Source organism: Streptomyces sp. B1I3 (genome assembly GCF_030816615.1).
GTDB lineage: Bacteria > Actinomycetota > Actinomycetes > Streptomycetales > Streptomycetaceae > Streptomyces.
Map to the genome: position 1 here is coordinate 3,671,323 of NZ_JAUSYD010000001.1, position 21,997 is coordinate 3,693,319.

At 71.6% G+C, this 21,997-nt stretch carries 28 protein-coding genes and 1 pseudogene; 10 read left to right on the forward strand and 19 right to left on the reverse strand.

The genetic code is table 11. The features are described 5' to 3' along the window. Nucleotides 1-73 precede the first annotated feature (73 nt). Nucleotides 74-727 carry a hypothetical protein gene (locus QFZ58_RS16765; RefSeq protein WP_307125725.1) on the reverse strand — a complete coding sequence of 218 codons (654 nt, stop codon included), beginning with the start codon at nucleotides 725-727 and terminating at the stop codon, nucleotides 74-76. A gap of 28 nt (nucleotides 728-755) precedes the next feature. Beyond that, complete coding sequence (locus QFZ58_RS16770; protein ID WP_307125726.1) at nucleotides 756-1,265, reverse strand: helix-turn-helix domain-containing protein; 510 nt, start codon at nucleotides 1,263-1,265, stop codon at nucleotides 756-758. Nucleotides 1,266-1,596: 331 nt separating this feature from the next. On the opposite strand from QFZ58_RS16770, the gene QFZ58_RS16775 reads away from it, so the two are divergent. Next, on the forward strand, nucleotides 1,597-2,163 hold the full coding sequence (locus tag QFZ58_RS16775; RefSeq protein WP_307125727.1) for a multicopper oxidase domain-containing protein: 567 nt from the start codon (nucleotides 1,597-1,599) through the stop codon (nucleotides 2,161-2,163). Nucleotides 2,164-2,198: 35 nt separating this feature from the next. Here QFZ58_RS16775 and QFZ58_RS16780 read toward each other — a convergent pair whose 3' ends face one another. Further along, nucleotides 2,199-2,723, reverse strand: a complete 525-nt coding sequence (locus QFZ58_RS16780) for an SMI1/KNR4 family protein (RefSeq protein WP_307125728.1) — start codon at nucleotides 2,721-2,723, stop codon at nucleotides 2,199-2,201. Nucleotides 2,724-2,775: 52 nt separating this feature from the next. Between QFZ58_RS16780 and QFZ58_RS16785 the strand changes: the two genes are divergently transcribed. From QFZ58_RS16785 to QFZ58_RS16815, 7 genes and pseudogenes are all read left to right on the forward strand, one after another. Next, nucleotides 2,776-3,429, forward strand: a complete 654-nt coding sequence (locus QFZ58_RS16785) for a class I SAM-dependent methyltransferase (RefSeq protein ID WP_307125729.1) — start codon at nucleotides 2,776-2,778, stop codon at nucleotides 3,427-3,429. Nucleotides 3,430-3,731: 302 nt separating this feature from the next. After that, nucleotides 3,732-4,376 carry a dihydrofolate reductase family protein gene (locus QFZ58_RS16790; RefSeq protein WP_307125730.1) on the forward strand — a complete coding sequence of 215 codons (645 nt, stop codon included), beginning with the start codon at nucleotides 3,732-3,734 and terminating at the stop codon, nucleotides 4,374-4,376. 181 nt (nucleotides 4,377-4,557) lie between these two features. Further along, a complete protein-coding gene (locus QFZ58_RS16795) occupies nucleotides 4,558-4,755 on the forward strand; it encodes a hypothetical protein (RefSeq protein WP_307125731.1) in 198 nt (65 codons plus the stop codon). Nucleotides 4,756-4,903: 148 nt separating this feature from the next. Continuing rightward, nucleotides 4,904-5,239 (forward strand): deoxyxylulose-5-phosphate synthase, encoded by a 336-nt coding sequence (locus QFZ58_RS16800; protein ID WP_307125732.1) that lies wholly within the window; start codon nucleotides 4,904-4,906, stop codon nucleotides 5,237-5,239. 76 nt (nucleotides 5,240-5,315) lie between these two features. Next, entirely contained in the window at nucleotides 5,316-5,804 is a 489-nt protein-coding gene (locus QFZ58_RS16805; RefSeq protein WP_307125733.1) for a MarR family winged helix-turn-helix transcriptional regulator, read from the forward strand. Between the two features lie 400 nt (nucleotides 5,805-6,204). After that, a pseudogene (locus QFZ58_RS16810) lies at nucleotides 6,205-7,560 on the forward strand (MFS transporter); the annotation flags it as partial. A gap of 30 nt (nucleotides 7,561-7,590) precedes the next feature. Then, nucleotides 7,591-8,079, forward strand: coding sequence for a TIGR03618 family F420-dependent PPOX class oxidoreductase (locus tag QFZ58_RS16815; protein ID WP_307128895.1), 489 nt, complete (start codon nucleotides 7,591-7,593; stop codon nucleotides 8,077-8,079). Nucleotides 8,080-8,098: 19 nt separating this feature from the next. Here QFZ58_RS16815 and QFZ58_RS16820 read toward each other — a convergent pair whose 3' ends face one another. The 5 genes from QFZ58_RS16820 to QFZ58_RS16840 form a co-directional block, all read right to left on the reverse strand. Further along, nucleotides 8,099-8,734: a TetR/AcrR family transcriptional regulator gene (locus QFZ58_RS16820; RefSeq protein WP_307125734.1), complete on the reverse strand. Its 636-nt coding sequence runs from the start codon at nucleotides 8,732-8,734 to the stop codon at nucleotides 8,099-8,101. Then, complete coding sequence (locus QFZ58_RS16825; protein WP_307125735.1) at nucleotides 8,731-9,012, reverse strand: TetR/AcrR family transcriptional regulator C-terminal domain-containing protein; 282 nt, start codon at nucleotides 9,010-9,012, stop codon at nucleotides 8,731-8,733. Before QFZ58_RS16825 ends, QFZ58_RS16820 begins: the two co-directional genes overlap by 4 nt. Before the next feature lie 261 nt (nucleotides 9,013-9,273). Next, entirely contained in the window at nucleotides 9,274-10,524 is a 1,251-nt protein-coding gene (locus QFZ58_RS16830) for a GNAT family N-acetyltransferase (protein WP_307125736.1), read from the reverse strand. A gap of 162 nt (nucleotides 10,525-10,686) precedes the next feature. After that, a complete protein-coding gene (locus QFZ58_RS16835) occupies nucleotides 10,687-11,655 on the reverse strand; it encodes an asparaginase (RefSeq protein ID WP_307125737.1) in 969 nt (322 codons plus the stop codon). Between the two features lie 54 nt (nucleotides 11,656-11,709). Continuing rightward, nucleotides 11,710-12,408, reverse strand: a complete 699-nt coding sequence (locus QFZ58_RS16840) for an ABC transporter substrate-binding protein (RefSeq protein ID WP_307125738.1) — start codon at nucleotides 12,406-12,408, stop codon at nucleotides 11,710-11,712. A gap of 115 nt (nucleotides 12,409-12,523) precedes the next feature. Here QFZ58_RS16840 and dtd point away from each other — a divergent pair, with 115 nt between their 5' ends. Further along, a complete protein-coding gene (gene dtd / locus QFZ58_RS16845; RefSeq protein ID WP_307125739.1) occupies nucleotides 12,524-12,973 on the forward strand; it encodes a D-aminoacyl-tRNA deacylase in 450 nt (149 codons plus the stop codon). Nucleotides 12,974-13,175: 202 nt separating this feature from the next. Here dtd and QFZ58_RS16850 read toward each other — a convergent pair whose 3' ends face one another. The 3 genes from QFZ58_RS16850 to QFZ58_RS16860 are packed head-to-tail and all read right to left on the reverse strand — an operon-like array spanning nucleotide 13,176 to nucleotide 15,272. After that, on the reverse strand, nucleotides 13,176-14,141 hold the full coding sequence (locus QFZ58_RS16850; protein WP_307125740.1) for a folate-binding protein YgfZ: 966 nt from the start codon (nucleotides 14,139-14,141) through the stop codon (nucleotides 13,176-13,178). A gap of 43 nt (nucleotides 14,142-14,184) precedes the next feature. Continuing rightward, nucleotides 14,185-14,646, reverse strand: coding sequence for a Fur family transcriptional regulator (locus QFZ58_RS16855; protein WP_307125741.1), 462 nt, complete (start codon nucleotides 14,644-14,646; stop codon nucleotides 14,185-14,187). Between the two features lie 53 nt (nucleotides 14,647-14,699). Continuing rightward, entirely contained in the window at nucleotides 14,700-15,272 is a 573-nt protein-coding gene (locus QFZ58_RS16860) for an FABP family protein (protein ID WP_307125742.1), read from the reverse strand. Nucleotides 15,273-15,674: 402 nt separating this feature from the next. On the opposite strand from QFZ58_RS16860, the gene QFZ58_RS16865 reads away from it, so the two are divergent. Beyond that, on the forward strand, nucleotides 15,675-16,037 hold the full coding sequence (locus QFZ58_RS16865) for a DsrE family protein (RefSeq protein ID WP_307125743.1): 363 nt from the start codon (nucleotides 15,675-15,677) through the stop codon (nucleotides 16,035-16,037). 47 nt (nucleotides 16,038-16,084) lie between these two features. On the opposite strand, the gene QFZ58_RS16870 is transcribed toward QFZ58_RS16865, so the two are convergent. The 8 genes from QFZ58_RS16870 to QFZ58_RS16900 form a co-directional block, all read right to left on the reverse strand. Beyond that, nucleotides 16,085-16,456 (reverse strand): DUF3099 domain-containing protein, encoded by a 372-nt coding sequence (locus tag QFZ58_RS16870; protein WP_307125744.1) that lies wholly within the window; start codon nucleotides 16,454-16,456, stop codon nucleotides 16,085-16,087. A 104-nt stretch (nucleotides 16,457-16,560) separates the two neighbouring features. Further along, nucleotides 16,561-16,848 carry a DUF1416 domain-containing protein gene (locus QFZ58_RS16875; RefSeq protein ID WP_014154938.1) on the reverse strand — a complete coding sequence of 96 codons (288 nt, stop codon included), beginning with the start codon at nucleotides 16,846-16,848 and terminating at the stop codon, nucleotides 16,561-16,563. Nucleotides 16,849-16,909: 61 nt separating this feature from the next. Further along, nucleotides 16,910-17,749, reverse strand: a complete 840-nt coding sequence (locus tag QFZ58_RS16880) for a sulfurtransferase (RefSeq protein ID WP_307125745.1) — start codon at nucleotides 17,747-17,749, stop codon at nucleotides 16,910-16,912. Between the two features lie 152 nt (nucleotides 17,750-17,901). Continuing rightward, nucleotides 17,902-17,982 carry a putative leader peptide gene (locus QFZ58_RS34475; protein ID WP_350310325.1) on the reverse strand — a complete coding sequence of 27 codons (81 nt, stop codon included), beginning with the start codon at nucleotides 17,980-17,982 and terminating at the stop codon, nucleotides 17,902-17,904. 374 nt (nucleotides 17,983-18,356) lie between these two features. After that, nucleotides 18,357-19,052 (reverse strand): DUF2993 domain-containing protein, encoded by a 696-nt coding sequence (locus tag QFZ58_RS16885; protein ID WP_307125746.1) that lies wholly within the window; start codon nucleotides 19,050-19,052, stop codon nucleotides 18,357-18,359. 166 nt (nucleotides 19,053-19,218) lie between these two features. Further along, entirely contained in the window at nucleotides 19,219-20,718 is a 1,500-nt protein-coding gene (locus QFZ58_RS16890) for a hypothetical protein (RefSeq protein ID WP_307125747.1), read from the reverse strand. Between the two features lie 10 nt (nucleotides 20,719-20,728). Next, nucleotides 20,729-20,983 carry a MoaD/ThiS family protein gene (locus tag QFZ58_RS16895; RefSeq protein ID WP_307125748.1) on the reverse strand — a complete coding sequence of 85 codons (255 nt, stop codon included), beginning with the start codon at nucleotides 20,981-20,983 and terminating at the stop codon, nucleotides 20,729-20,731. A 41-nt stretch (nucleotides 20,984-21,024) separates the two neighbouring features. Further along, nucleotides 21,025-21,942: an alpha/beta hydrolase gene (locus QFZ58_RS16900; RefSeq protein ID WP_307125749.1), complete on the reverse strand. Its 918-nt coding sequence runs from the start codon at nucleotides 21,940-21,942 to the stop codon at nucleotides 21,025-21,027. Between the last annotated feature and the right edge of the window lie 55 nt (nucleotides 21,943-21,997).

Here is a 21,997-nt window from a genome sequence, read left to right on the forward strand (position 1 = left end):
AACGACCCGGACACCCCTGGAGGTGCCCGGACCGCCCCCGGACAACCCCGCACGGGTCGTACTGCTTCTCGTACTACTTACCGGACGGCGGAGTGGTCTTCTTCGCCACGGGCTTGCGCACCGGCGCCGGCTTGGCGGGCGTCGCCCTCCTCGCGGACGCGGGGGGCGCGGCCTTGGACTCCGCGGCCTTCGGCGCCGGCTTCTTCACCGTGACGGAGCCCGTCGGCGCGGGCTTGGCAGCCGCGTCGGACTTCTGCTTCGGCACCGGCTTGGGGTCCGCCTCGATGACGGAGGCGATCTCGACGATCTCGTCGGCGGTCTCGCCCCGCCAGGTGCGCACGCTCTGCTCGCCGCGCTCGGCGACCTTCTCGTACGCCTCCCGGGCACGCACCGCGTACTCGGCGGCGACGCCCACGCTCCGCAGCGCGAGATCCTGAGCGGTCTCGCCCAGCTTCTTCAGATCCGTGTCCAGCGAGCCGAACACCTCGGTCACCTTCGCCTGGACGGTGGCCTGGGCCTCCCGGGCCTGCATGGCGACCCGCTCCTGCACGGCCTTGGGGTCGGTGTTGCGGACGGCCTCGATGCGCTCGGGCGCCTCGGCCCGCAGCTGCTCGATCAGCGCCGGGACCTTGCGCGCCTGCTCCACGGCGAGATCGGCCGTGCCGGCCGCGAAGTAGAGGGGGGTCGGGTCGGTGAGGGTCTTACGCAGGTCATCGGTGATGGCCATGACTGTGGTCCTCCCGGATCATCAGAAGTCAGTTGTGGGGCGTGTCTGGCGTGTCTGGTGCGTCTGCATCACTACCGCCGGCCGTGCGGGGGCCACAGGCTTCGGTGCCTGCGCCGCTTTCCGCGTCGGGGTCGATTCTGCTCCCCGCGTCCACGGCACCGGGGACCTCTGCGCCGGTGTCGGGCGCGACCTCGAAACCGTTCTCCTTGCGGAAGGAGTCGTAGATCTGCAGCAGTACGTTCTTCTGCCGCTCGTTGATCGACGGATCGGCCAATATGACCGCCCGTGTCTCCAGCTCTTCCCGCTCCCGCTCATCGAGGATCCCGGCCCGCACGTACAGCGTCTCGGCCGAGATCCGCAGGGCCTTGGCGACCTGCTGCAGCACCTCGGCACTCGGCTTGCGCAGACCGCGTTCGATCTGGCTGAGATACGGATTGGACACCCCGGCGGCATCGGCGAGCTGCCGCAGCGAGAGCTGCGCGGTACGCCGCTGCTCACGCAGGTACTCGCCGAGATTGCCGACGTTGAGTGATGCCATGCCCCGATGGTGCACCACTCTTGCTAACTTTTGCAAGCGGACGCTTGCAAAAGTGTTCCGCGCCACCGTCCTCCACCCGTCCTCCCCCGTCCTTCGCCATCCACTCTCCCGCGCCCTCCGGTACGCGAGAGCAGTACGCCGCGAGCGACCGGAGAGCCCGCCCCGCGGACCGCACGGCCGGGCTGTCCCGCGGCGCATCCGGACGAGGCACGCCCGAGGCAGCTCCGACGGATGGCCGGCCCGTGCGCTGCCGGCAGTCGACCCCATCAAGCCGGAACCACACACCCGACGACGGGAATGGGTCCTCTACCAGCACAAGCTCTTCGTCACCATGACGTTCAACGCCGTGCCGTTCATGGAGCCGTCCCAGGACTTCATCGAAGCCGGCTCGACCGAGATCTGGGAGTACATCAATCCCAATCACGACGCCCATCCGATGCATGTCCACCTCGTCAACTTCCAGGTGCTGAACAGGCAGCCGATCGACGCAGCGGGCTACCAGGCAGGCTACGAGAAGTGGCTCGACGGCGGCCGCAAACCGAAGGACAGGCCGGTGCTGGCGAACTATTTCACCGGCCCGCCCATTCCACCGGACCCCGACGAGGCACAGTCCGAGAAGGACACGGTCAAGTCCTGTCCGGAGACGGTGACCAGAATCATCACGCGGCAATTCGACCCGCCGATGGACATGATCGCGTCCATTCCGGGCAGCGGGACCGAGCTCCCGGCGACGTACGTCCACCACTGCCACATTCTCGAACACGAGGACGACGACCTGATGCGCCCGTGGACGATCGTCCGCCGCGGCGAAGCCGACGGTGGCGACAGCGACAGCGACAGCGCCGGAGCTCGCCGACGAGGACCGGCGCTACGGACCGGCGGGCGGCGTGATCAGTGAGGCGGCTCACCGCAGTTGGGGCCTCGTGGTCTGCGCTAGCCGTCGACCGCCAGGGATTGCATGCTCGCCGCCGCCGTGAGTCCTCCGACGAAGGAAGCCAAGTCCGGTGCGAGGACGAGTTCCGCGTACGGATCGGCTTCGAACCACGTGACCGATGGCTCGCCCTGCGGTCCGCAGTCCCGGTAGTCGAGTGCGACCCAGCAGTGCCCGTCACCGGCAAGCAGGACGACGGCCGGGGGAAGCCCCCACTCCTCGACCAGGTACGGCGTGTCAAGGAGCGATGTCATGCGCTCGCGCCTGCCGATACCCATCAGTTCACCGAACGGCACGTGGTCCTCGCTCCATGACGTCGGCACGCCGGTCGGGAACGCGTCCCGGTGAGCCGCCACCGCGCCGCCGTTCTGCACGCGCAGGAGCGCCAGGAGCAAGGGGGGAAGCCTGACGCCGAGCAGGCGTTGCGCATCCTCGGCCATCTCTTCGCTCAGCGGCGGCTGGGCGCCGTAGTGGTCACCACCGTCCCAGAACGACGCCCTGACCTCGTCGAAGCACCCCCCGGCCACCGGAACCCGAGTATCTGCTTCGATGTCAGTACCCTCCCCTGGAGTCGCCCGCGTGACTGAGCCCCTCTATCTTGCCGCGGTCCGGGAGTCCTACGACACCGTCGCCGCCGACTATGCGGAACTCGTCAAGAACCCGGCTGAGCTGGATCCGTTGTCGCGGGCGATGCTGGCCGCGTTCGCCGAGGCGGTGCAGGTGGCCGGCCGCGGGCCGGTCGCCGACCTGGGATGCGGGCCCGGCAAAGTCACCGCGCACCTGGCGGACCTGGGGGTGCCCGCGTTCGGTGTCGACCTGTCCCCGAAAATGGTCGAGCTGGCCCGGCAGGCCTACCCGCACCTGACGTTCACGGTGGGGTCGATGACGGCATCGGACATCCGGGACGACGAACTCGGCGGCATCCTGGCCTACTACTCCACCCACCACACGCCACCGGAGCTGCTGCCGGTCGTGTTCGCCGAATTCCGCCGCACGCTCGCCCCCGGCGGCCACCTCATGCTGGCCGGCCACGTCGGAGACGACGAGCACCTCCGTCCGACGCAGGCGTACGGCGGCCACCCGGTGTCATACGCCTCCCACCTGGTGCCGCCGGACCGGATCGCCGGGCTGCTGGAAGAGGCCGGGCTCACCGTCACCGCACGACTCGTACAGGCACCGGACGAAGGGGCCAGGCGGGCTGTCGCCACCTTCATGGCTCGACGGGCGGAGTGATCCCGACGCCTCCGCACCGTGTGCGGCAGTTGAGTGGCGTACGCACACGAAAGCCCGCCGAGCACGCACGCGGAGGTCATCGCCTGCGGTCCAGCCGCCGTCGACGTCGAGGAAGAGAAGGGGCCGCTGCTCCGGACGGGGCACGGCTGCACGACCGTCGGGAACGACACGACAGGTGGTGTCACGCCGGACCCGCGCTCCTCAGGAGAGCGGCCGTCCGTTCCGGTCATAGTGGGAGCAACAGCGATGAGTTCGCGCGGTCCGGCCGGTCCCACCTCTGTCGACCACACAGGAGGAAGCACATGGCTCAGCTGCTCAGGGTGCAGAACTTCAACGTCTCACGTGACGGATTCGGTGCCGGTGAGCACCAGAGTCTCGAGAGACCGTTCGGCCACGCCGATCCGGGGGAGATGTTCGCCTGGTGCGGCGCCACGGCGAGCTGGCCCATGCGCACCGACCCCGGAGGAAGCCGCGGCCTCGACGACTACTTCACGCGGGACTTCGCACGCGACATCGGCGCGGAGATCATGGGCCGCAACAAGTTCGGGCCCCAGCGGGGGCCCTGGCAGGACCATGACTGGCGCGGCTGGTGGGGTTCCGAGCCGCCGTTCCACACTCCGGTGTTCGTCATGACCCACCACGCGCGTCCTTCGTTCACGCTCGGAGACACCACGTTCCACTTCGTCGGCGGCGACCCGGCCACGGTCCTCGAACAGGCGCGGGAAGCCGCGCGGGGCAAGGACGTCCGGCTGGGCGGTGGGGCGACCACCATCCGGCAGTTCCTCGACGCCGATCTCGTCGACACCCTGCACGTGGCGGTCTCGGACGTGCGGATCGGATCCGGGTCACGACTCTGGGAATCCCCCGACGAACTGCTCGACCGGTTCCACCTCGAGGTGGTGCCCAGCCCGAGCGGCGTGACGCACCACCTGTTCTGGCGGAAGTGAGACGACTGACGACACCGGGTCCGCCGCAGATGGCACCACTCCCCTCCTCTGACCGGAGTCAGGAAATGGACGCGATCGCTCAGGTTCGGGAGTTCAACCGCATCGTCACCACGTTCGCCGACGGGGTACCGCCGGTGCGGCCGTCAGCGCGGCCCTGGCGTCGTACGACGAGGCCTTCCGCGTGACCGCCCATGACGCCCACTACGAGATCCAGGCGCGGTCGGAACGCAAGGCGCCGCTCCTCTCGCCCGACAACCCGCGGGAACGCGCCCGCGAGGGCGGTCCGGGTCCCGTCGGCGGGCGGCCCTCGCGGGAGCACCCGCGGCGTCCGCGGCGCGGTCTCCGCCACCGCGTCGGGCGCCTGTGGCGCGGCCGCTGAGCAGGCAGGCGCCGCCGTCGGACCGGGCAGGCAGGCCGACGAGCCGGGCGGGAGGCAGCCGCGGCGAGCCGGGTGGACCGCCGTCGCGCCGGCCCGAACCGTGCATCGTGGGGTCGACCGGGCCTACCAAGTCTCCTAGCCTGGCCGCATGTCCCATGCCAAGACCGTTTACGTCTGCCTGCCTTGCCGGGCGTCGTACAAGCAGCCCTACGACAGGGAGCGCGAGCACCGCGTCTGCCCGCGGTGTGCCGGGGCCCTTCTCCACGTCGGGTCGGCCTTCGCGGCCCCGCGGCGGAGGGACACAGCCGCGTGGCGCACGCTGTCGGTCCTGCTGCACGCCGGAGTGCGCTTCCACAAGGACTGCTGCCTCGGCGGCCCCGGCTATCGCCCGCGCACGCTGCGCGAGGTACGGGAGCGGATGGCCCACGCACGAGCCACCGGCGAACCGTTCGCCCTGGCGCTCGTCCGGCGCGAGCTCCCTTGACGGCGGTCGTCCCCCTAGCCGCACACATCCCCTTCGGGATGATCTGCCACGGACCGAAATGGTTACCCTGGCAGACATGACCGCCATGACTCCCGCCCGCACCGCGCCCGACCTGTCCTTCCTCCTGGACCACACCAGCCACGTCCTGCGGACCCGGATGGCCGCGGCCCTCGCCGAGATCGGCCTCACGGCCCGCATGCACTGCGTCCTGGTCCACGCCTTGGAGGGGGAGCGCACACAGATCCAGCTCGCCGAGATCGGCGACATGGACAAGACCACGATGGTGGTGACCGTGGACGCCCTGGAGAACGCGGGGCTCGCCGAGCGCCGGCCGTCCAGCCGAGACCGGCGGGCCCGGATCATCGCCGTCACCGAGGAGGGCGCCCGGATCGCCGGACGGAGTCAGGAGATCGTCGACCGGGTGCACGAAGAGACCCTGGAGACCCTCGCGGAAGGTGACCGCGAGGCGCTGCTGCGCGCCCTGAACCAGCTGGCCTCCGAGCACCTGGCCGCTCCCGTCGAGAACCCCCGCCCCGTCCGGCGCGCACGCCAGGGCCAGAAGTAGCGGCGCACCGGAGGCCGTGTTGCCGACGGCCACCGGGTGCCGGACGCCCTGCCGGGCGCCGGGCGCCGGGCGAGCCCCCTGACGCGATACGGGCACCCGAGCCCCTGGTCGCGAAGTGGCCCCCACGAATACACGCGGCCCGGTCCGCACCCTCCCGACGACCCGCACCGGAAGCCTCGGGGCGGGACATCCACCGACACAAGGACCGTTAAATATAGTCTGCAACAAAACCATCTGCTACGGTCGATCCTGCCGTCCACCCGACAGGAGTAGGCCGATGTCCGTTGCCGAACCGTCCCTGCGCCCCACCCCCGAAGAGACACCAGGGCCACCACCCGGGCCGGCACCAGGACCGAACCTCCGCACCCGCAGGCTCGCCCTCGGGGTGATCGCCGCCGGCATGCTGATGATCATCCTCGACGGCTCCATCGTCACCGTGGCGATGCCCGCCATGCAGCGCGACCTCGGATTCACGGCCACCGGCCTCAGCTGGGTGGTCAACGCGTACCTGATCGCCTTCGGCAGCCTGCTGCTGCTGGCCGGCCGGCTCGGCGACCTCCTCGGCCGCACCCGTATGTTCCTCGCCGGGACGGCCGTCTTCACCCTGGCCTCCCTGCTGGCCGGTGTGGCCACCACCCCCGCCGCCCTCATCACCGCACGGTTCCTGCAGGGTGTGGGCAGCGCGATGGCCTCCGCGGTCGGTCTCGGCATCCTCGTCACCCTGTTCACCGAGCCGCGCGAGCGCGCCCGGGCCATCGCCGTGTTCTCGTTCACCGGCGCGGCCGGCGCCTCGATCGGCCAGGTCCTCGGCGGCGTCCTCACCGACGCGCTGAGCTGGCACTGGATCTTCTTCATCAACCTGCCGATCGGCGTCGCGGCCCTGCTGATCGCCCGCCGCGTCCTGCCCGCCGACCGGGGCATCGGTCTCGCCGCCGGTGCCGACGTCCTCGGCGCCGCCCTCGTCACGGGGGGTCTGATGCTCGGGATCCACACCGTGGTGCAGGTCGATGAGCACGGCTGGGTCTCCGGACGCACGCTCGGTCCAGGCGCCCTCGCCCTCGCGCTCCTGGCCGCGTTCGCCGTCCGCCAGGCCACAGCCCGCACCCCGCTCATGCCCCTGCGGATCCTCCGCCCGCGCGGAGTGGCGGGTGCCAACCTCGTGCAGATGCTCATGGTGGCCGCCCTGTTCTCGTTCCAGATCATCGTCGCGCTCCACCTGCAGAACGTGCTCGGATACGGCGCCGCCCAGACCGGTCTCGCCATGCTCCCGGCAGCAGCGGCCATCGGAGCCACCTCGCTGGGCGTCTCCGCCCGCCTGAACCAGCGGTTCGGTGAGCGCGCCGTCCTGACGGCCGGGATCCTGCTGCTGATCGGCGCCCTCGGCTTCCTCACACGCGTCCCCGTAGAGGCGCAGTACGTCACCGATCTGCTGCCCGTGATGCTCCTCGCCGCCGGCTTCGGGCTCGCGATCCCCGCGCTGACGACGCTTGGCATGTCAGGCGCGGGGGACGACGACGCCGGACTCGCGTCAGGGCTCTTCAACACCACCCAGCAGGTCGGCATGGCCCTCGGCGTCGCGGTGCTGTCCACCCTCGCGGCGGGCCGCACCGACCGGATGCTCGCGGACGGCCACTCCCGGGCGCAGGCACTGACCGGCGGCTATCAGCTGGCGTTTGCGGTCGGCACCGGCCTGCTCGTGGCCGCTCTCGCCGCAGTCCTCCTCGTCCTGCGACCCGCCCCGTCCCGCTCCGGCCGCGCCCTCACCCCCTCCCCGAAGGAACCCGCCATGAACACCGCCGGAACACCGGAAGCGAAGAGCAGGCCCGCGCCCCGCGTCCTCACCGATCAGGAGCTCTCCCACATCCTCGCCAAGCAGCAGTTCGGCGTACTCGCCGCCGTCCGCGGCACCGGCCACCCCCACCTGTCCACCGTGCTGTACCGATGGGACGGCGAGGAACGCGTCCTGCGCATCTCCACCACCACCGAGCGCCTCAAGACGCGCATGCTGCGCCGCGATCCGCATGCCGCACTGCACGTCCAGGGCGAGGACGTCTGGTCGTTCGCCGTGGCCGAGGGCGAGGCGGAGGTGTCGGAGGTGACCACCGTGGCCGGTGACGCGGTCGGCCGGGAACTCCTCTCCCTGACACCGGGTTTCGACGACCCGGCGGCCGAACAGGCTTTCCTCGCCCAGGTGGTGGCCGAGAACCGGGTGGTGATCCGTATCCGGGTGACGAGGCTGTACGGGACTGCCCTGGACATCCCGGCCGAACAGTGACGAGAGTCCGCCGGGCCCCTCATTGAGGGGCGCCGACCCGGCCCAGCCCGTTCCGCAGCTGCACGAAGGCGAGTTCCGCCGCCGTCACCGCGTCTCCGTACACCTGTGCGGCGCTCTCGCCCGCCTCGATCCGGCGCCAGTTCTCCTCGGCCAGGATGCGCAGTACGGCGACGACCTGCCCCGCGGCGAGGCGCGCCGGGACCGCGGCCGAGGGGTCCAGGGCCCGGGCGAGGGCGGCCTCGGAGCGGCCTTGGTAGGCGTGGAGCCGGGCGACGAGTGACGGGGTCCCGTAGAGCAGTCCGTGGAAGGCGAGCACCTGCGGGACGTCGCAGAGACCCGTCACCGGGTCGCGTCGCTCCAGGCCGTCCAGGAAGTGGCGGCGCAGCGCGTCCAGGGGGGAGGTGCCCTCCGGCCGGCCGGCCACCACCCGGGCCGCCTCGTCCTCGTGATCGGCGAACCGGTGCAGCACCAGGTCCTCCTTGGACGGGAAGTACCGGAACAGTGTCGGCTTGGAGATCTCGGCCGCCGCCGCCACTTCGGCCACCGAGACCTTGTCGAAGCCCCGCTCCAGGAAGAGGGAGATGGCGGTCTCGGAGACGGCCTGATAGGTCCGCTGCTTCTTGCGCTCGCGCAGACCGGGCTTACCGTCGCTCATGACCGCGCACCTCTCCCGATGAGCGTCTCGACCCCGTCGAGCAACCACCCGAGACCGGACACGAACCCGTGGTCCGCCTCGTCCGGTTCGCTCATGACCTCGGTGGGCAGCAGCCTGGACAGGGCCGGATGGCGGACGGGGCCGACGGGCCGTTCCACCGTCCGCTCCCACTGCGCCGTCGCATCCCGGGGCGGGACGCCCTTGGCCTCGACGACGGCGGCGAGGTCGCTCAGCCTCGTTCCGTACGAAGCCCGCGACACGCCGTACTTCTCCGTCACCCGAAGCCGCCTTCCGCCGTACCGCCCCTGACCACCATCCTAGATATGCGTGCCGCCTACGCGGTGACGCGTATGACATACGGGGGCGCACGAGGCAGCCTGGGCGGTGCGTCCCCGGCACGTCCTGCGCGGGCGGCCGGCGCATGCCGGACCCGTCGCGCCCCCCGGGGAAGCACGCCTGAAGTCCGGCAGCGAGCGGTGCGCCACCGCCGGAGCGGTGCTCCTCGTCGTCCTCGTGGTGGGTACGGCGCTCCGACAGCGTCAGAACACGTCCGGGCACCACGCCCGCCGCGCCGTCCGGAACACCCCGTCCGCCCTGGCCGCCGCCCCCGGGCGGTGCTCGTCGATCCGTCCCAGCTCCGCGAGCCGGAGCGCCGACTCGTCGCCCAGGTACAGCGTCCCCAGTTCCCGCACATCCAGCGCCAGGTCGGCGGCCCGGGTGGTCGGGGTGCAGGAGGCGCCGTCCGGGGAGGTCTCCAGGAGGAACCGGCCGCCCGCCAGGCCCGCGGTGTCCTGGACGTCAAGGACCAGGTCGGCCCCGGTCGCGTACGTGCGTGCCTCCAGTGCCCGGGGAACGTCCAGGACACGGAGCCAGAGCCAGTCCGCCTGGGTCACGACGCGGGCGGCGCGCGGATCCGGGAGGAGGAGGGGGAGCAGGTCGTCGGGGGCGCGGTAGCCGGAGCGGACCGTCGTGATCCAGTCGATGGAGCAGACGAACCGCCACAGGGTGCGTTCCGCCGCCGGGGTCACCGCGATCATGCCGGCCACCGTCGCCTTGTTGAGCGGCTGCTTCCGGTCGCCCCAGTTGTCGTCGGCGCGATAGGCGATCAGGCCGTCCGCCTCCCCGTCCGCCGACCGGTACACCGCGTAGAACGGCTCGGTCCAGCTCTCGTGGGCCGGCAGGTCGACACCCGTGTCGCGCTGCCACCAGCGCTCGTCCCGGCTGACCACACCGTGCTGCCGGGCCGCCAGGCGCCCGTGGAGCTCCGGCCCCAGCTTGCGCACCTCCGCGCCGTCCACCAACTCGACACGGCCCCCGTCCGCCTCGGAGGGAACCGGCAGGCGAGGGTCCAGGCCGGCCCGGGGGACGTCGATCTCCCACTCCGTGGTCCAGGCCGCGGGACCGAACCCGAACCGCCCGTAGATCGGGTACTCGGCCGCGATCAGGGAGGCGACCACGTCGCCGCGCTCCTTCGCCGCCGCCAGGTCGACGGCCATCATCCGGCTGAGCAGGCCGCGGCGGCGGTGCGTGGGCGTCACCGTCACGCCGGTGACCGCGTCGGCGGGCACCCTGGCCCCGCCGACCACCGTGAGTTCCTGGGCGAACGACCGGAAGGTGGCCACACAGCGGCCGGCGTCGAACACACCCTGGACCCGGGACAGGTCGGTGTGGGCCAGGCGCAACGCGACCTCCTCGTCCGTCCCCGCGGACGGCCGCAGGAATCCCGTGTTCACGGCCCGCAGCCAGTCGGGGTACTCGGCGGCGGAAACGGTACGCGGATCGAGGCTCATGCGGCTCACGCTAGGCACAGGGCCCGGGAATGTCGCATGGATTGATCGCGCGACCGCGGGAGCACCGGCCGGGCGGGCGACTTCGGGCCGTGACGCGGGACGCACGACCGTCGGAACGCCGCCCGGGGCGCGCGACCGTCTGACCCCCGGGGCGCGCGACCGTCAGAACGCCGCCCGGACCGCGCCGACCTCCGCGCCGCCGCCCAGCAACGGCGCCCTGCCGATGCGCGTTACCACCGGGGCGTCGACGCCGAGCAGTTCGAGCGACCGGGCCAGCACCGGTCCCAGGGCGCGCGCCGAGCCGTCGTCGATCTTGAAGGCCAGCGCCCTGCCGTCCGCGAGCGCCACCGCCTGGACCGCCTCCGCCCCCATCTTGGAGAGCGTGCCCGGCACCTCCCGCATCAGCCAGGTGTCCGGCCGCCGGGTGCCCGCCACGTACTCCGGGTGCGCCCGCATGGCGTCGGCGACCCGGCGCTCCGCGCTGCCCGGCTCCGCCAGCACGAACGTACGGAAGGCGCGGGCCAGGCCCACCAGTCCGATCGCCATCAGCGGGGCCCCGCAGCCGTCCGTGCCGACCGCCGCGACCGGCTCGCCCGCCGCCTCCGCCACCACCTGGCCGGTCAGCAGCTGCAACGGGTGCGCCGGGTCGAGGTACGTCGCCGTGTCCCAGCCGTTGCGTACGCAGACCGCGAGCATCGCCGCGTGCTTGCCGGAGCAGTTCATGGTGAGCGGCTCCCGCACCCGCCCGGCGGCGAGATACGCCTCCGCCTCGACGGCATCCAGCGGCAGGTCCGGCGGGGTCCGCAGGTCGCCGGGGGTCAGCCCGTGCTCGGCGAGCATCCTGCGCACCAGATCGAGGTGGAAGTCCTCACCCGAGTGGCTGGCGGCGGCCAGGGCCAGCCTCTCCCCGGACAGATCCAGACCTGCCCGCAGGATCGCGGCGGCCTGCATCGGCTTGTTCGACGAGCGCGGGAAGACCGGGGCCGCCGGATCACCGAGTGCGAACTCCACGCTGCCGTCGGCGGCCAGCAGCACCAGCGACCCCCGGTGGTGGCCCTCGGTGAAACCGGACCGTACGACCTCGGCCAGGACCGGGAGCGTGGCGGGCGCGGAGGGAGATATGGAGGTCATGGTGGCTGGTGGCCTTCCGGGGACGGGCGGTGACCCGCCCCCGGAAGGGTCGCTTCAGGCGAGCAGGTCGTCTACTTGTGCTTCCCCGTCACGGTACCTGCGGGCGATCTCCGCGCTGCAATCGTCGACAGTCCGCTGGAGCCGGTGGCGGCGCCGGGACACCTGCCGCTCGTAGCGCACGAGCCGTCCCATGGCCGTCAGCAGCTCTTCGTCCGTCCGGGCGTCGAGGTCCGAGAGCTCGATCTCGGCGAGCGTGTCCGCCGCCAGCTGCCGGTACTCCTCGCTGCGCGGCGTGGTGAGGGTGACGTGCCGCGCCGAGGAGCGTTGGACGGACGGGGTGTCGGTGAGGATCTCCGAGAGCCGGTCCACCACGGGCGACTGGGGCCCCACCCGCCGGGCGAGTTCGGCCCGCAGGATGTCGATCCGGCCCTGCACCAGCCGGCGTACGTAACTCAGGTCCGCCTCGTCGCGCTGGGCGTCACGGCGCAGGGCGCGCAGCGCCGGCAGCCGCAGCCCGCGGAATTCGGCCTGGGGACGAACCGCGGCCAGCCCCTCCCCCGCCCCGCCGGCCCCGGTCTGCCCGGGCACGGACAACGGTGCGGGCAGCGGCCCGGCCGAGGGTCCCGGCAGTGGTGCGGGCAGCGGTCCCTGCCCGGGTGCGTCCCCGGTCCGCTGCACAGGTGACCGCACGGCACCGGCGGTACGTGTCACCGGTACGGCACCGGGTGATGGCCCGGTTCCATGTGTACTCATGCTGTTCCGTCCCCTCGACCGGTGCGTCGGCACACCGACATCGTGCATGGTGCCACTACGCAGGGTGCCCACGCAGGTGCTCTGTACCCGTTCGGCCCAAGATAGGTTGGTCTGTATGCGTGCAGTGATACAGAGAGTGGACGGCGCGAGCGTCACCGTGGCGGGCGCCGCGGACGATCCGCCGGGGACCGGAACCGTCGGCGAGATCGTCGGCGAAGGGCTGTGTGTGCTGGTGGGGGTCACCCACGGGGACACCGCGCAGAAGGCGGCACAGCTCGCCCGCAAGCTCTGGACCCTGCGGATCCTGGAGGGCGAGAAGTCCTGCTCGGACGTGAACGCGCCGCTCCTGGTCATCTCCCAGTTCACGCTGTACGGGGACGCCAGGAAGGGCCGCAGGCCCACCTGGAACGCCGCCGCGCCGGGCGAGGTCGCCGAGCCCCTGGTCGACGAGGTGGTCGCGCAGCTGCGAGCCCTCGGCGCCCAGGTGGAGACGGGCAGGTTCGGAGCGGACATGCGCGTATCGCTCACGAACCACGGCCCGTTCACCGTACTGGTCGAGGTCTAAGGGGTGTCCCGTAATCCCTGGTGGACCAGCGCGCGGCGTCAGATGCGGTGCATCGCAAGGCGGAGGGACGTCCGCATACTGGATGTATTCGGGCGTTCCGACAACGCGGTGAGGTGCCGTAGCTGTCGTCGTGCGCCCGCCGGGGATTGCGGGACAACCCTTAGGGCCCGGGCGGCCCGGTGGACGCCCAGGCGTAGAGGGGCTACGGCTCGACGACCGTCTCCTGGGCCGCGGCGGTGTCCCCTGCCATCAGCTCCGCGTCCACGGCCACGTTGCGCTTCACCAGAGCCAGGGCGATCGGGCCCAGCTCGTGGTGGCGGGCCGAGGTGGTGACGAATCCGAGCTGGCGGCCCTCCTCACCGTCCGCGGCGAGCCGGATCGGCGTGCCGTGGCCGGGCAGGTGCACCTCGCTGCCGTCCAGGTGCAGGAAGACCAGCCGGCGCGGCGGCTTCCCCAGGTTGTGGACACGGGCAACCGTCTCCTGCCCCCGGTAGCAGCCCTTCTGGAGGTGGACGGCGGTGCCGATCCAGCCCAGCTCGTGCGGGATGGTCCGGTGGTCGGTCTCGAAGCCGAGGCGCGGGCGGTGCGACTCGACCCGCAGCGCCTCGTACGCCAGGATGCCGGCCACCGGGCCGTGCGCGGCGGCGTACTCCGCCAGGCCGGCACGGTCCAGGAAGAGGTCCCGGCCGTGCGCCGTCTCACGTACGGCGATTCCGTCCGGGACGTCGGCGATCGAACCGGCCGGGAGGTGGACGACGGCGAAGTCCTCGGTGCGGTCGGCGACTTCCACCCGGTAGAAGAACTTCATCGACTCCAGGTACGCGATCAGCTCGCCCTGGGTCTCCGGCTCGACGTGCATCCACACGGTCGTTCCGTCGTCCACGAGGTAGAGGGCGTGCTCGATGTGACCGTTGGCGGAGAGGATCAGCGCCTCGGTCGCCCGGTTCGGGGCGAGGTCGCTGACGTGCTGGGTGAGCAGCAGGTGCAGCCAGGTCAGGCGGTCGTCGCCGGTGACCGTGACGACACCGCGGTGCGAGAGGTCGACCAGGCCGTTGCCGTCGGCCAGTGCGCGTTGCTCGCGGAACAGGTCGCCGTAGTGCGCGGCGACGCCTTCGTCGCGCCCTTCGGCGGGGACGGCGCCGGGCAGGGACAGCAAGGGGCTCTTCATGCGACCAAGCGTACGACTCGCTCCACGGCGGGTCCGATCGGCTCTACCGCCCGTCACCGGGCGACCCGGCGGCCTCCGGCCCGGCAGCCTTCGCCGTGCAGTCGGCGCAGCGCCCGAAGATCGCGAAGTGCTTCATGTCGGTCTCGAAGCCGAACGTGTCGCGGAGCTTCGCGGTGAAGTCGGCGACCACGTCGACATCCGCCTCGATGACGTCCGTGCAGTCACGGCAGACCAGGTGGATGTGGTGGTGGCGGTCTGCCAGGTGGTACGTCGGCGCGCCGTGCCCCAGGTGGGCATGGCTGACGAGCCCGAGCTCCTCCAAGAGCTCCAGGGTCCGGTAGACGGTGGAGATGTTGACTCCGGACGCGGTCCTGCGCACCTCGCAGAGGATGTCGTCGGGGGTCGCGTGCTCCAGTGTGTCGACGGCCTCCAGGACGAGCTGGCGCTGAGGCGTCAGCCGGTAGCCACGCTGCCGAAGATCGGTCTTCCAGTCGGTGCTCACCACAGGCCCAGTGTAGGGCGGGGCGCGCCCCGGCCGGGGCGCCACCGCAGGAGCCCCTACTTGAAGAACGCGATCCCGTCGTCAGGCATGTCACCGAGGCTCTTCGCCATCGCGGCGACCTCTTCCGGGGTGACGACCTTCTTCAGGTGTGCCGACATGTACGGCCGCAGCTCGACGTCGGGCGTGGCCTTCTCGCCGACCCACATCAGATCGCTGTTCACGTAGCCGTAGAGCCGCTTGCCGCCGCTGTACGGGCCGGAGGCCGCGGTGCGCGCCACCGCGTCGGTGACCACGTCGATCTGCGGCTTCTGCTTCGCCAGCTCGCCGTACCAGACCTCGACGACGCCCTGGTCGCGGACCATGACGATCTCGACCTTGCGGTCCTTGTCGATGCGCCAGTACCCGGACTCGGACTCCAGCGGCTTGACCTGGTTGCCGTCGGCGTCCAGCACCCAGGAGTGCGAGACGTACTCGAGGAAGTCCCGGCCGTCGTGGCTGAAGGTGACCTCCTGGCCGAAGTTGCACTTCTCGGCGCCGGGGAAGTCGGAGACGCCCGCGCCCGCCCAGTTGCCCAGGAGGAAGGCCAGCGGCACGAGGTCCGGGTGGAGGTCGGACGGAATCTCGATCATGAGCGGCTCAGACGATCTGTGAGGGGTCTACAGGAGGTGTTCGGCGAGGGTCAGCGCTGGCCCTGGTACAGCTTCTTCACGGTCACGGCGGCGAAGGCGAGCACGCCGACGCAGACCAGGACCAGCAGGGCGGAGAAGAAAGCCTCAAGCACGGGAGCTCCTCGATACGAACGACGTGACGGCAGTACGCGGCCGGGCCCCCAGCCTAATGGGTGGGGGCCCGGCGCGACGGTCCGGGGTTTCCCCGGGCGCGGTCCGTTCGGCCCAGCAGCTGGTTGCGCAGGACGACGGTCCGGTGGAACGGGACGACCGCCGAGCCGGCCGTGCCCTTGCGCGAGTTCGCGCACACAACCGGCTCACGGGCACCGGGGAGGTCGTCCGGCGGCGATTACAGTTCGGCACATGTCCAAGAAGCTAGTGATCAAGGTGACCGCCGGCGCCGATTCCGCCGAGCGCTGCTCGCAGGCCTTCACCGTGGCGGCCGTGGCCGTCGCCAGTGGGGTCGAGGTCTCGCTCTGGCTGACCGGCGAATCGGCCTGGTTCGCGCTGCCCGGACGGGCCGCCGAATTCGAACTGCCGCACGCCGCGCCGCTGCCCGATCTGATCGAGTCCATCCAGGCGGGCGGCCGGATCACGCTCTGCACCCAGTGCGCGGCACGGCGCGACATCACGGAGAAGGACGTCCTGAAGGGCGTACGGATCGCGGGCGCCCAGGTGTTCGTGCAGGAGAGCATGGCCGACGACACCCAGGCCCTCGTCTACTGATACCGGCCTGCACCCGACCTGCCCGGGACGCTTCGCGCCCCTCAGGCTCAGGGGCGGCGCTTCCTGCCGTCGAGCTCGTCCCACCACGCGTCCGACTCCGGGTCGCCGGTGGGCGACGCCCTGCCCGGACGGGGCGGAGGACCGGGACGGGGCGGAGGGCTCAGACGAGGCGGGACGTGCGGGGGCGGCGGGGTGGCCGGGCCCGGCGGAGGGTCCGGAGGGGCCTCGTCCCACCAGCGGTCCTCCGGCCCCCGCCGATTGGCCACCACCGCCGCGACGGGCGGAATGATCATGGCGACCACACACATCGCCACGGCGGCGGGGATCGACCAGAGGCGCACGAACGCCCAGGCGGAGACGAAGAGGGCGAGGCATCCGCCCATCATGAGGAAGTAGGCACGTCGGCGCCGGGCGTACATGCTTCCAGGGTAGAACCGAACGCGGACGGCGCGAAGGGCCGCACCCCTGATCAGGTGGCGTCCAACCCCCTGGGGTGCGGCCCTCCGGCCGTATGCGTGCCCGACTACACGGCGATGGCCACCTCGGCGAGGCCGCCCGTCTGCGCCACGACCGTACGGTCGGCGGTGCCACCGGGGACGAGGGCGCGGAGCGTCCAGGTGCCCTCGGCCGCGTAGAAGCGGAACTGTCCGGTCGCCGAGGTCGGGACCTCGGCGGTGAACTCGCCGGTCGAGTCCAGCAGACGGACGTAGCCGGTGACGGGCTCGCCGTCACGGGTCACGCTGCCCTGGATCGTCGTCTCGCCGGGCTTGATCGTCGAAGCGTCCGGGCCGCCGGCCTGTGCTCCACACATGGTGTTCTGTCCTTCTGGTCGGTGTCCTGCGGTACGGGTACTGCGGTGCGGTTCCTGCGGACTACTTGTTGGCGCCGAGCTCGATCGGCACGCCCACCAGGGAGCCGTACTCGGTCCACGAACCGTCGTAGTTCTTGACGTTCTCCTGGCCGAGCAGCTCGTGCAGGACGAACCACGTGAGCGCGGAGCGCTCACCGATGCGGCAGTACGCGATGGTGTCCTTGGACAGGTCGACCTGCTCGGCCTCGTAGAGGGCCTTCAGCTCGTCGTCCGACTTGAAGGTGCCGTCGTCGTTGGCGTTCTTCGACCACGGGATGTTGCGGGCGCTCGGCACGTGGCCGGGGCGCTGCGACTGCTCCTGCGGGAGGTGGGCCGGCGCGAGGAGCTTGCCGCTGAACTCGTCGGGCGAACGCACGTCGACGAGGTTCTGGCTGCCGATGGCCTTGACGACGTCGTCGCGGTAGGCGCGGATCGACTCGTCCTGGGGCTTGGCCTTGTACTGGGTGGCCGGACGCGTCGGGACGGTATCGGTCAGGTCCCGGGAGTCGAGCTCCCACTTCTTGCGACCGCCGTCGAGGAGCTTGACGTTCTCGTGGCCGTACAGCTTGAAGTACCAGTACGCGTACGAGGCGAACCAGTTGTTGTTGCCGCCGTAGAGGACGACGAGGGTGTCGTTGCCGATGCCCTTCTCGCTGAGCAGCTTCTCGAAACCGGCCTGGTCGACGAAGTCACGGCGGACCGGGTCCTGGAGGTCCTTCGTCCAGTCGATCCGGATCGCGTTCTTGATGTGGTTCTTCTCGTACGCCGAGGTGTCCTCGTCGACCTCGACGATGGCGACCTGCGGGTCGTCGATGTGGGCCTCGACCCAGTCGGCGTCGACCAGAACGTCTGCGCGGCTCATGTGTTTCTCCTCCGGGGCAGTCTGCGGCGGGGTGGTGCGGTGTGCGAGTGCGAGGTGTACGCGCAGGTGCGTCGAGCGGGACGCGTACGGAAGGCACGGGGGTCGGCCCTGACAGCGTCGAAGAGCCGGGGGAAAACGGGAAAGGGTCCCGCTCAGAAGGTGCGACAGAGCATGGCGGCGACGCGGCACAGGTCTACTGCCCGCCGCTTCGTGAGGTCCGCCTGTCGCTTCATGCGTCCGATCGTAGGGAGGTACGGGCGGAGATGTCACCGCCGTGTCGTATCGTGAGACACGATCGTCCGCGATGCGAGACGAGCGGCCTCGGAAGTCGCCTGCGGACCGGGCCCGCGACCTGCGGGCCGGACCGTCATCTGCGGGTCGGACGAGGGCGTCTCATTATCTGGATCCGCCGCCCGGTCCTTCCCCGCGGCCTCCCACCCCGCCCCCACGGGGCGTCCACGCGTGCGCCGGCTGCGCCGTCACCCGGCGGGTTCGACGCCCGATCCCGTCATCACCCGGCGCGTTCGACGCCCGATCCCGTCATCACCCGGCGCGTTCGACGCCCGGCCCCGTCATCACCCGGCGCGTTCGACGCCCGATCCCGTCATCACCCGGCGAGTTCGACGTCCGATCCCGTCATCGAGATCTCGAGACCGCCCGGTGTCACGTCTATCTTCTCCAGCTCCAGGCCGTCGGGCAGCCCGCCGATCTCCCGCTCGAAGTCGGTCTTCTGCCGGACGAGGCCCTCCAGGCCCGGGATGCCCTCGCCGGGGACCTCGTCCGCGTGCACCTTGACGGTGGCGCCGTCGACCAGCGTGACGGTGGAGAGCACGCTGCGCGAGACCGGGCGGTCCAGCAGCGGGATCTGGACCGTGCCGGTGACCTTGACCTTCCCGTTGCCGCCGTAGGCCACGGTGACCCCGTCGTCGGCGGCCGCGGTGAGGTCCGCGTACGAGACGACGGCCGTCCCGGTGGCCCGGGAGGCCGTCGCGCTGGTGTAGCCCGCCCCCAGCGTCACCTCACGCAGCTGGGCGCGGATCTCGCTGATCCGTATCGACCGGCCTGCGGCGCTGGCCCGGATGTCCGTGACCTTGACGTCGACCCGGTCCAGCTCACGGCCGGCGACCTGGGTCAGAAAGGGAAAGCCCTTGATCGAGACGTCCGTGGAACCGGCCTCGGCGCCGCTGAAACCGACTCTGCCCTCCGCCTCCGACTCCGCGAAGTACACGGCGGCACGATCGACGGCGACGAAGACGCCGCCCAGCACCACAGCGACGATCAGCAGTATTCGCAGTGCGCGCATACCCGTTGCTCCCCCACTCCCACGGCCGGGCCCTTGGTGCCCGTGAGCCTACTGCCGCTGTACGGCGCGCCCGGAGTGATCGACGTGGAACAGGCCCGGCCGGTTCCGTTCCCTCCGCACGCGATCGCGGGGAGGGGACTCGGAACCGGCCGGGGAACGCGGGTGGTCAGGCGAGGGCGCGGCCGATCAGATAGACCGCGGGAGCCGCGGCGGTGAGTGGCAGCGCCACACCGGCCGTCATGTGCACGAAGCGGGACGGGTAGTCGTAGCTCGCCACCCGCAGCCCGATCAGTGCGCAGCCGCCGGCCGCGAAACCGAGGAACGCGGCCTGCGCGCCGAAGTCCGTGAACCCGCCGGCTAGAGCACCGGCCCCTGCCGAGGCGAGCAGCGCCACCACGACCGAGACGGGGCCCGGCAGCGGCAGGGCCCGGACGAGCACGGCCACGGCGACCGCGATCCCCCCGACCGTCACCGCGTCCGGCACCGCGGCCAGATGCCCGGCGGCCAGCACGGCGAGCGCGGCCGAGGCGACGGTGGCCGTCAGGCCGTACATCCGCTCGTCGGCCCCGGCGTGGCTGCGCAGCTGGAGCACGAGGGTCAGCAGGACCCAGACGCCGAGCGTGCCGAGGATCGCCGCCGGGGCGTTGTCACGGCCCGCCACGAGCAGGACGGCATCGGCGACGAACCCGCCCGCGAACGCGAGCGCGATGCCCTGCCTGGCCGGCCACATGCCGTTGAGCCGGAACCAGCCGGCGGCCGTCACGGCCTGGAGCAGGACCAGCGGCACGAGCAGGGCGTACGGTCCGATCGCGGAACCGAGCGCGAGGAGCAGGCCGAGACCCGCGGTGACGGCGGCCGGCTGCATCCCGGGCGCGATGATCGGCGAACGCCCTTCGGCGCGGGCCCGCTGGGCGTCGGTGATCCGGCTGTTGCCCAGGGTGGTCGGGGCGCTGTACCCGGAGTCGTCCGCAGCGCCGGCCCGCGCCGCCTGCGCCCCCTGCCCGGCCTGAGCCGCCGGGGCGTCCGGAGTGCCCGGAGTGCCCGGAGCCTCGGGCGGCAAGGGGTACGTGGCCGGGGCGCCGCCCTGCACGGGATCGGGCTGCGGCGCCGGGCGGTACACGGCCTGCTGGTCGGGCCGGCCCTGCTGCTGCGGCTCGTCCACCGGCCGGTAGGCGGCCTGCTGCGGCTGGATCGCCGGCTGGTAACGGGTGTCCCAGGTCTGGCCCTGCCACGTCTGGGTCGCGCCGGGATCGGGGGCTCCCTGGGCGTGGCCCTGCGGGGCGTGCGCGGCGGGCTGCTGCGTCGCCTGCCCCTCCGGCCAGGCGACCGGGTCCGGCGTGCCCGCGTACGGCGCGGCATGGGCGTCGTAGGAGGGAGAAGGCCGGTCACCGGCCCCGAAGGGCTGCCCCTGCTGCGGGTACGGCTGCCCCTGCTGGCCGTAGGGCTGGCTGTGCTGCGGGTACTGCTGGCCCTGCTGCGGGTGGGGCTGGCCGTACTGCTGTCCCTGCTGCGGGTGGGGCTGGCCCTGCTGACCGTAGGGCTGCCCCTGCTGCGGGTGGGACTGGCCCTGCTGACCGTAGGGCTGCCCCTGCTGCGGGTGGGACTGGCCCTCATGCCCGTACCGCGGGTCGTACGGGTACGGATACTGCTGATCGCTGTCGCTCATGGTCTGCGGTTCACCCTCCTGCGAACGGCGGGAGCACCTCGACCGTGCCGCCCTCGGCAAGCCGTACGGTCTCATGCCCGCGGGTCCCCACGGGGTTCCCGTCGACGAGGAACGAGCATCGGAGCAGGACGCGCGTCAGCTCACCGGGGTGCCGTTCGCGCACCCCGTCGAGTGCCTCGGCCAGCGTCCGGGCCGTGTACGGCTCCTCGGCGGTCCCTGCGGCGGCCTTAGCCGCGGCCCAGTAGCGGATCGTCCCCGCTGCCATGGCGGCACCCCTTTCGTCGTGCGTCAGCTGTCCATGATGAATCACGCCGGAGCCGTCCAGTCGGCGATGCGCGTGAGCAGGGCGTCGTCCGCCGCGTTCTCGGCGTGGCCCATTCCCCGTTCGATCCAGAGCTCCGCGCCGCCCCCGGCGGCGGCCGCCAGCATCCGCGGATGGTCCAGGGGGAAGTACGGGTCCCGGTCGCCGTGCACGATCAGCAGCGGGGCGTCGATCAGGGGGGCCGCCTCGACCGGGGAGAGCGGGACGGGGTCCCAGTCCTCCCGGTGGATCCTGGTGCGGAAGCCGTACCAGCCGACGAGCCGGCCCGCGGGGCGGGTGACCACCCAGTGCAGGCGCCGCATCGGCGCCGTGCCCCGGTAGTACCAGCGGGCGGGGGCGCTCACCGCGACCACCGCGTCCGTATGCGCCCCTGCGCGCCTCTTGTGCGCCGCTGTGCGCCCGCCCACCCGTTCGGCCCCAGGAGCGGCGGAATCCTTTACGGCGGTCTCCCGCACCTCTCGCTCCGTATACAGCGCGGCGTGCCGCAACACCACGGAGCCGCCCATCGAGAAGCCGACCGTAACGACACGCCGGTGCCCCAGCGACCGCGCCCAGGTGACCGCGGCGGCCAGATCCAGCACCTCCCGGTCGCCCACCGTCGACCGTCCGCCGGACCTCCCGTGACCCCTGAAGGAGAACGTGATCACGGCCGCACGCTGGGCGAACACCGAAGCGGCCCGCTGCACGGCCGGCCGGTCGACGGAGCCGGTGAAACCGTGTGCGACGACCACGGCCGTCCGGTCGGCGACACCGCCGTCCCCGGGTGCGGAACCCGCCGTACACGGGGTGTACACCGCCTCGATCCGGACCCCGTCACCGGTCAGCAATGTGGTGCGGCGGGGGATCGGCGTGATCGAGGGAACAGAAGAACTCAGGAAACGACCCTCGGACACAGAACTCATGTGGGCTATTCTGCTGCGAAGAGGATCCGGGCAATGCAGCCCCCGGGTCCTTTTG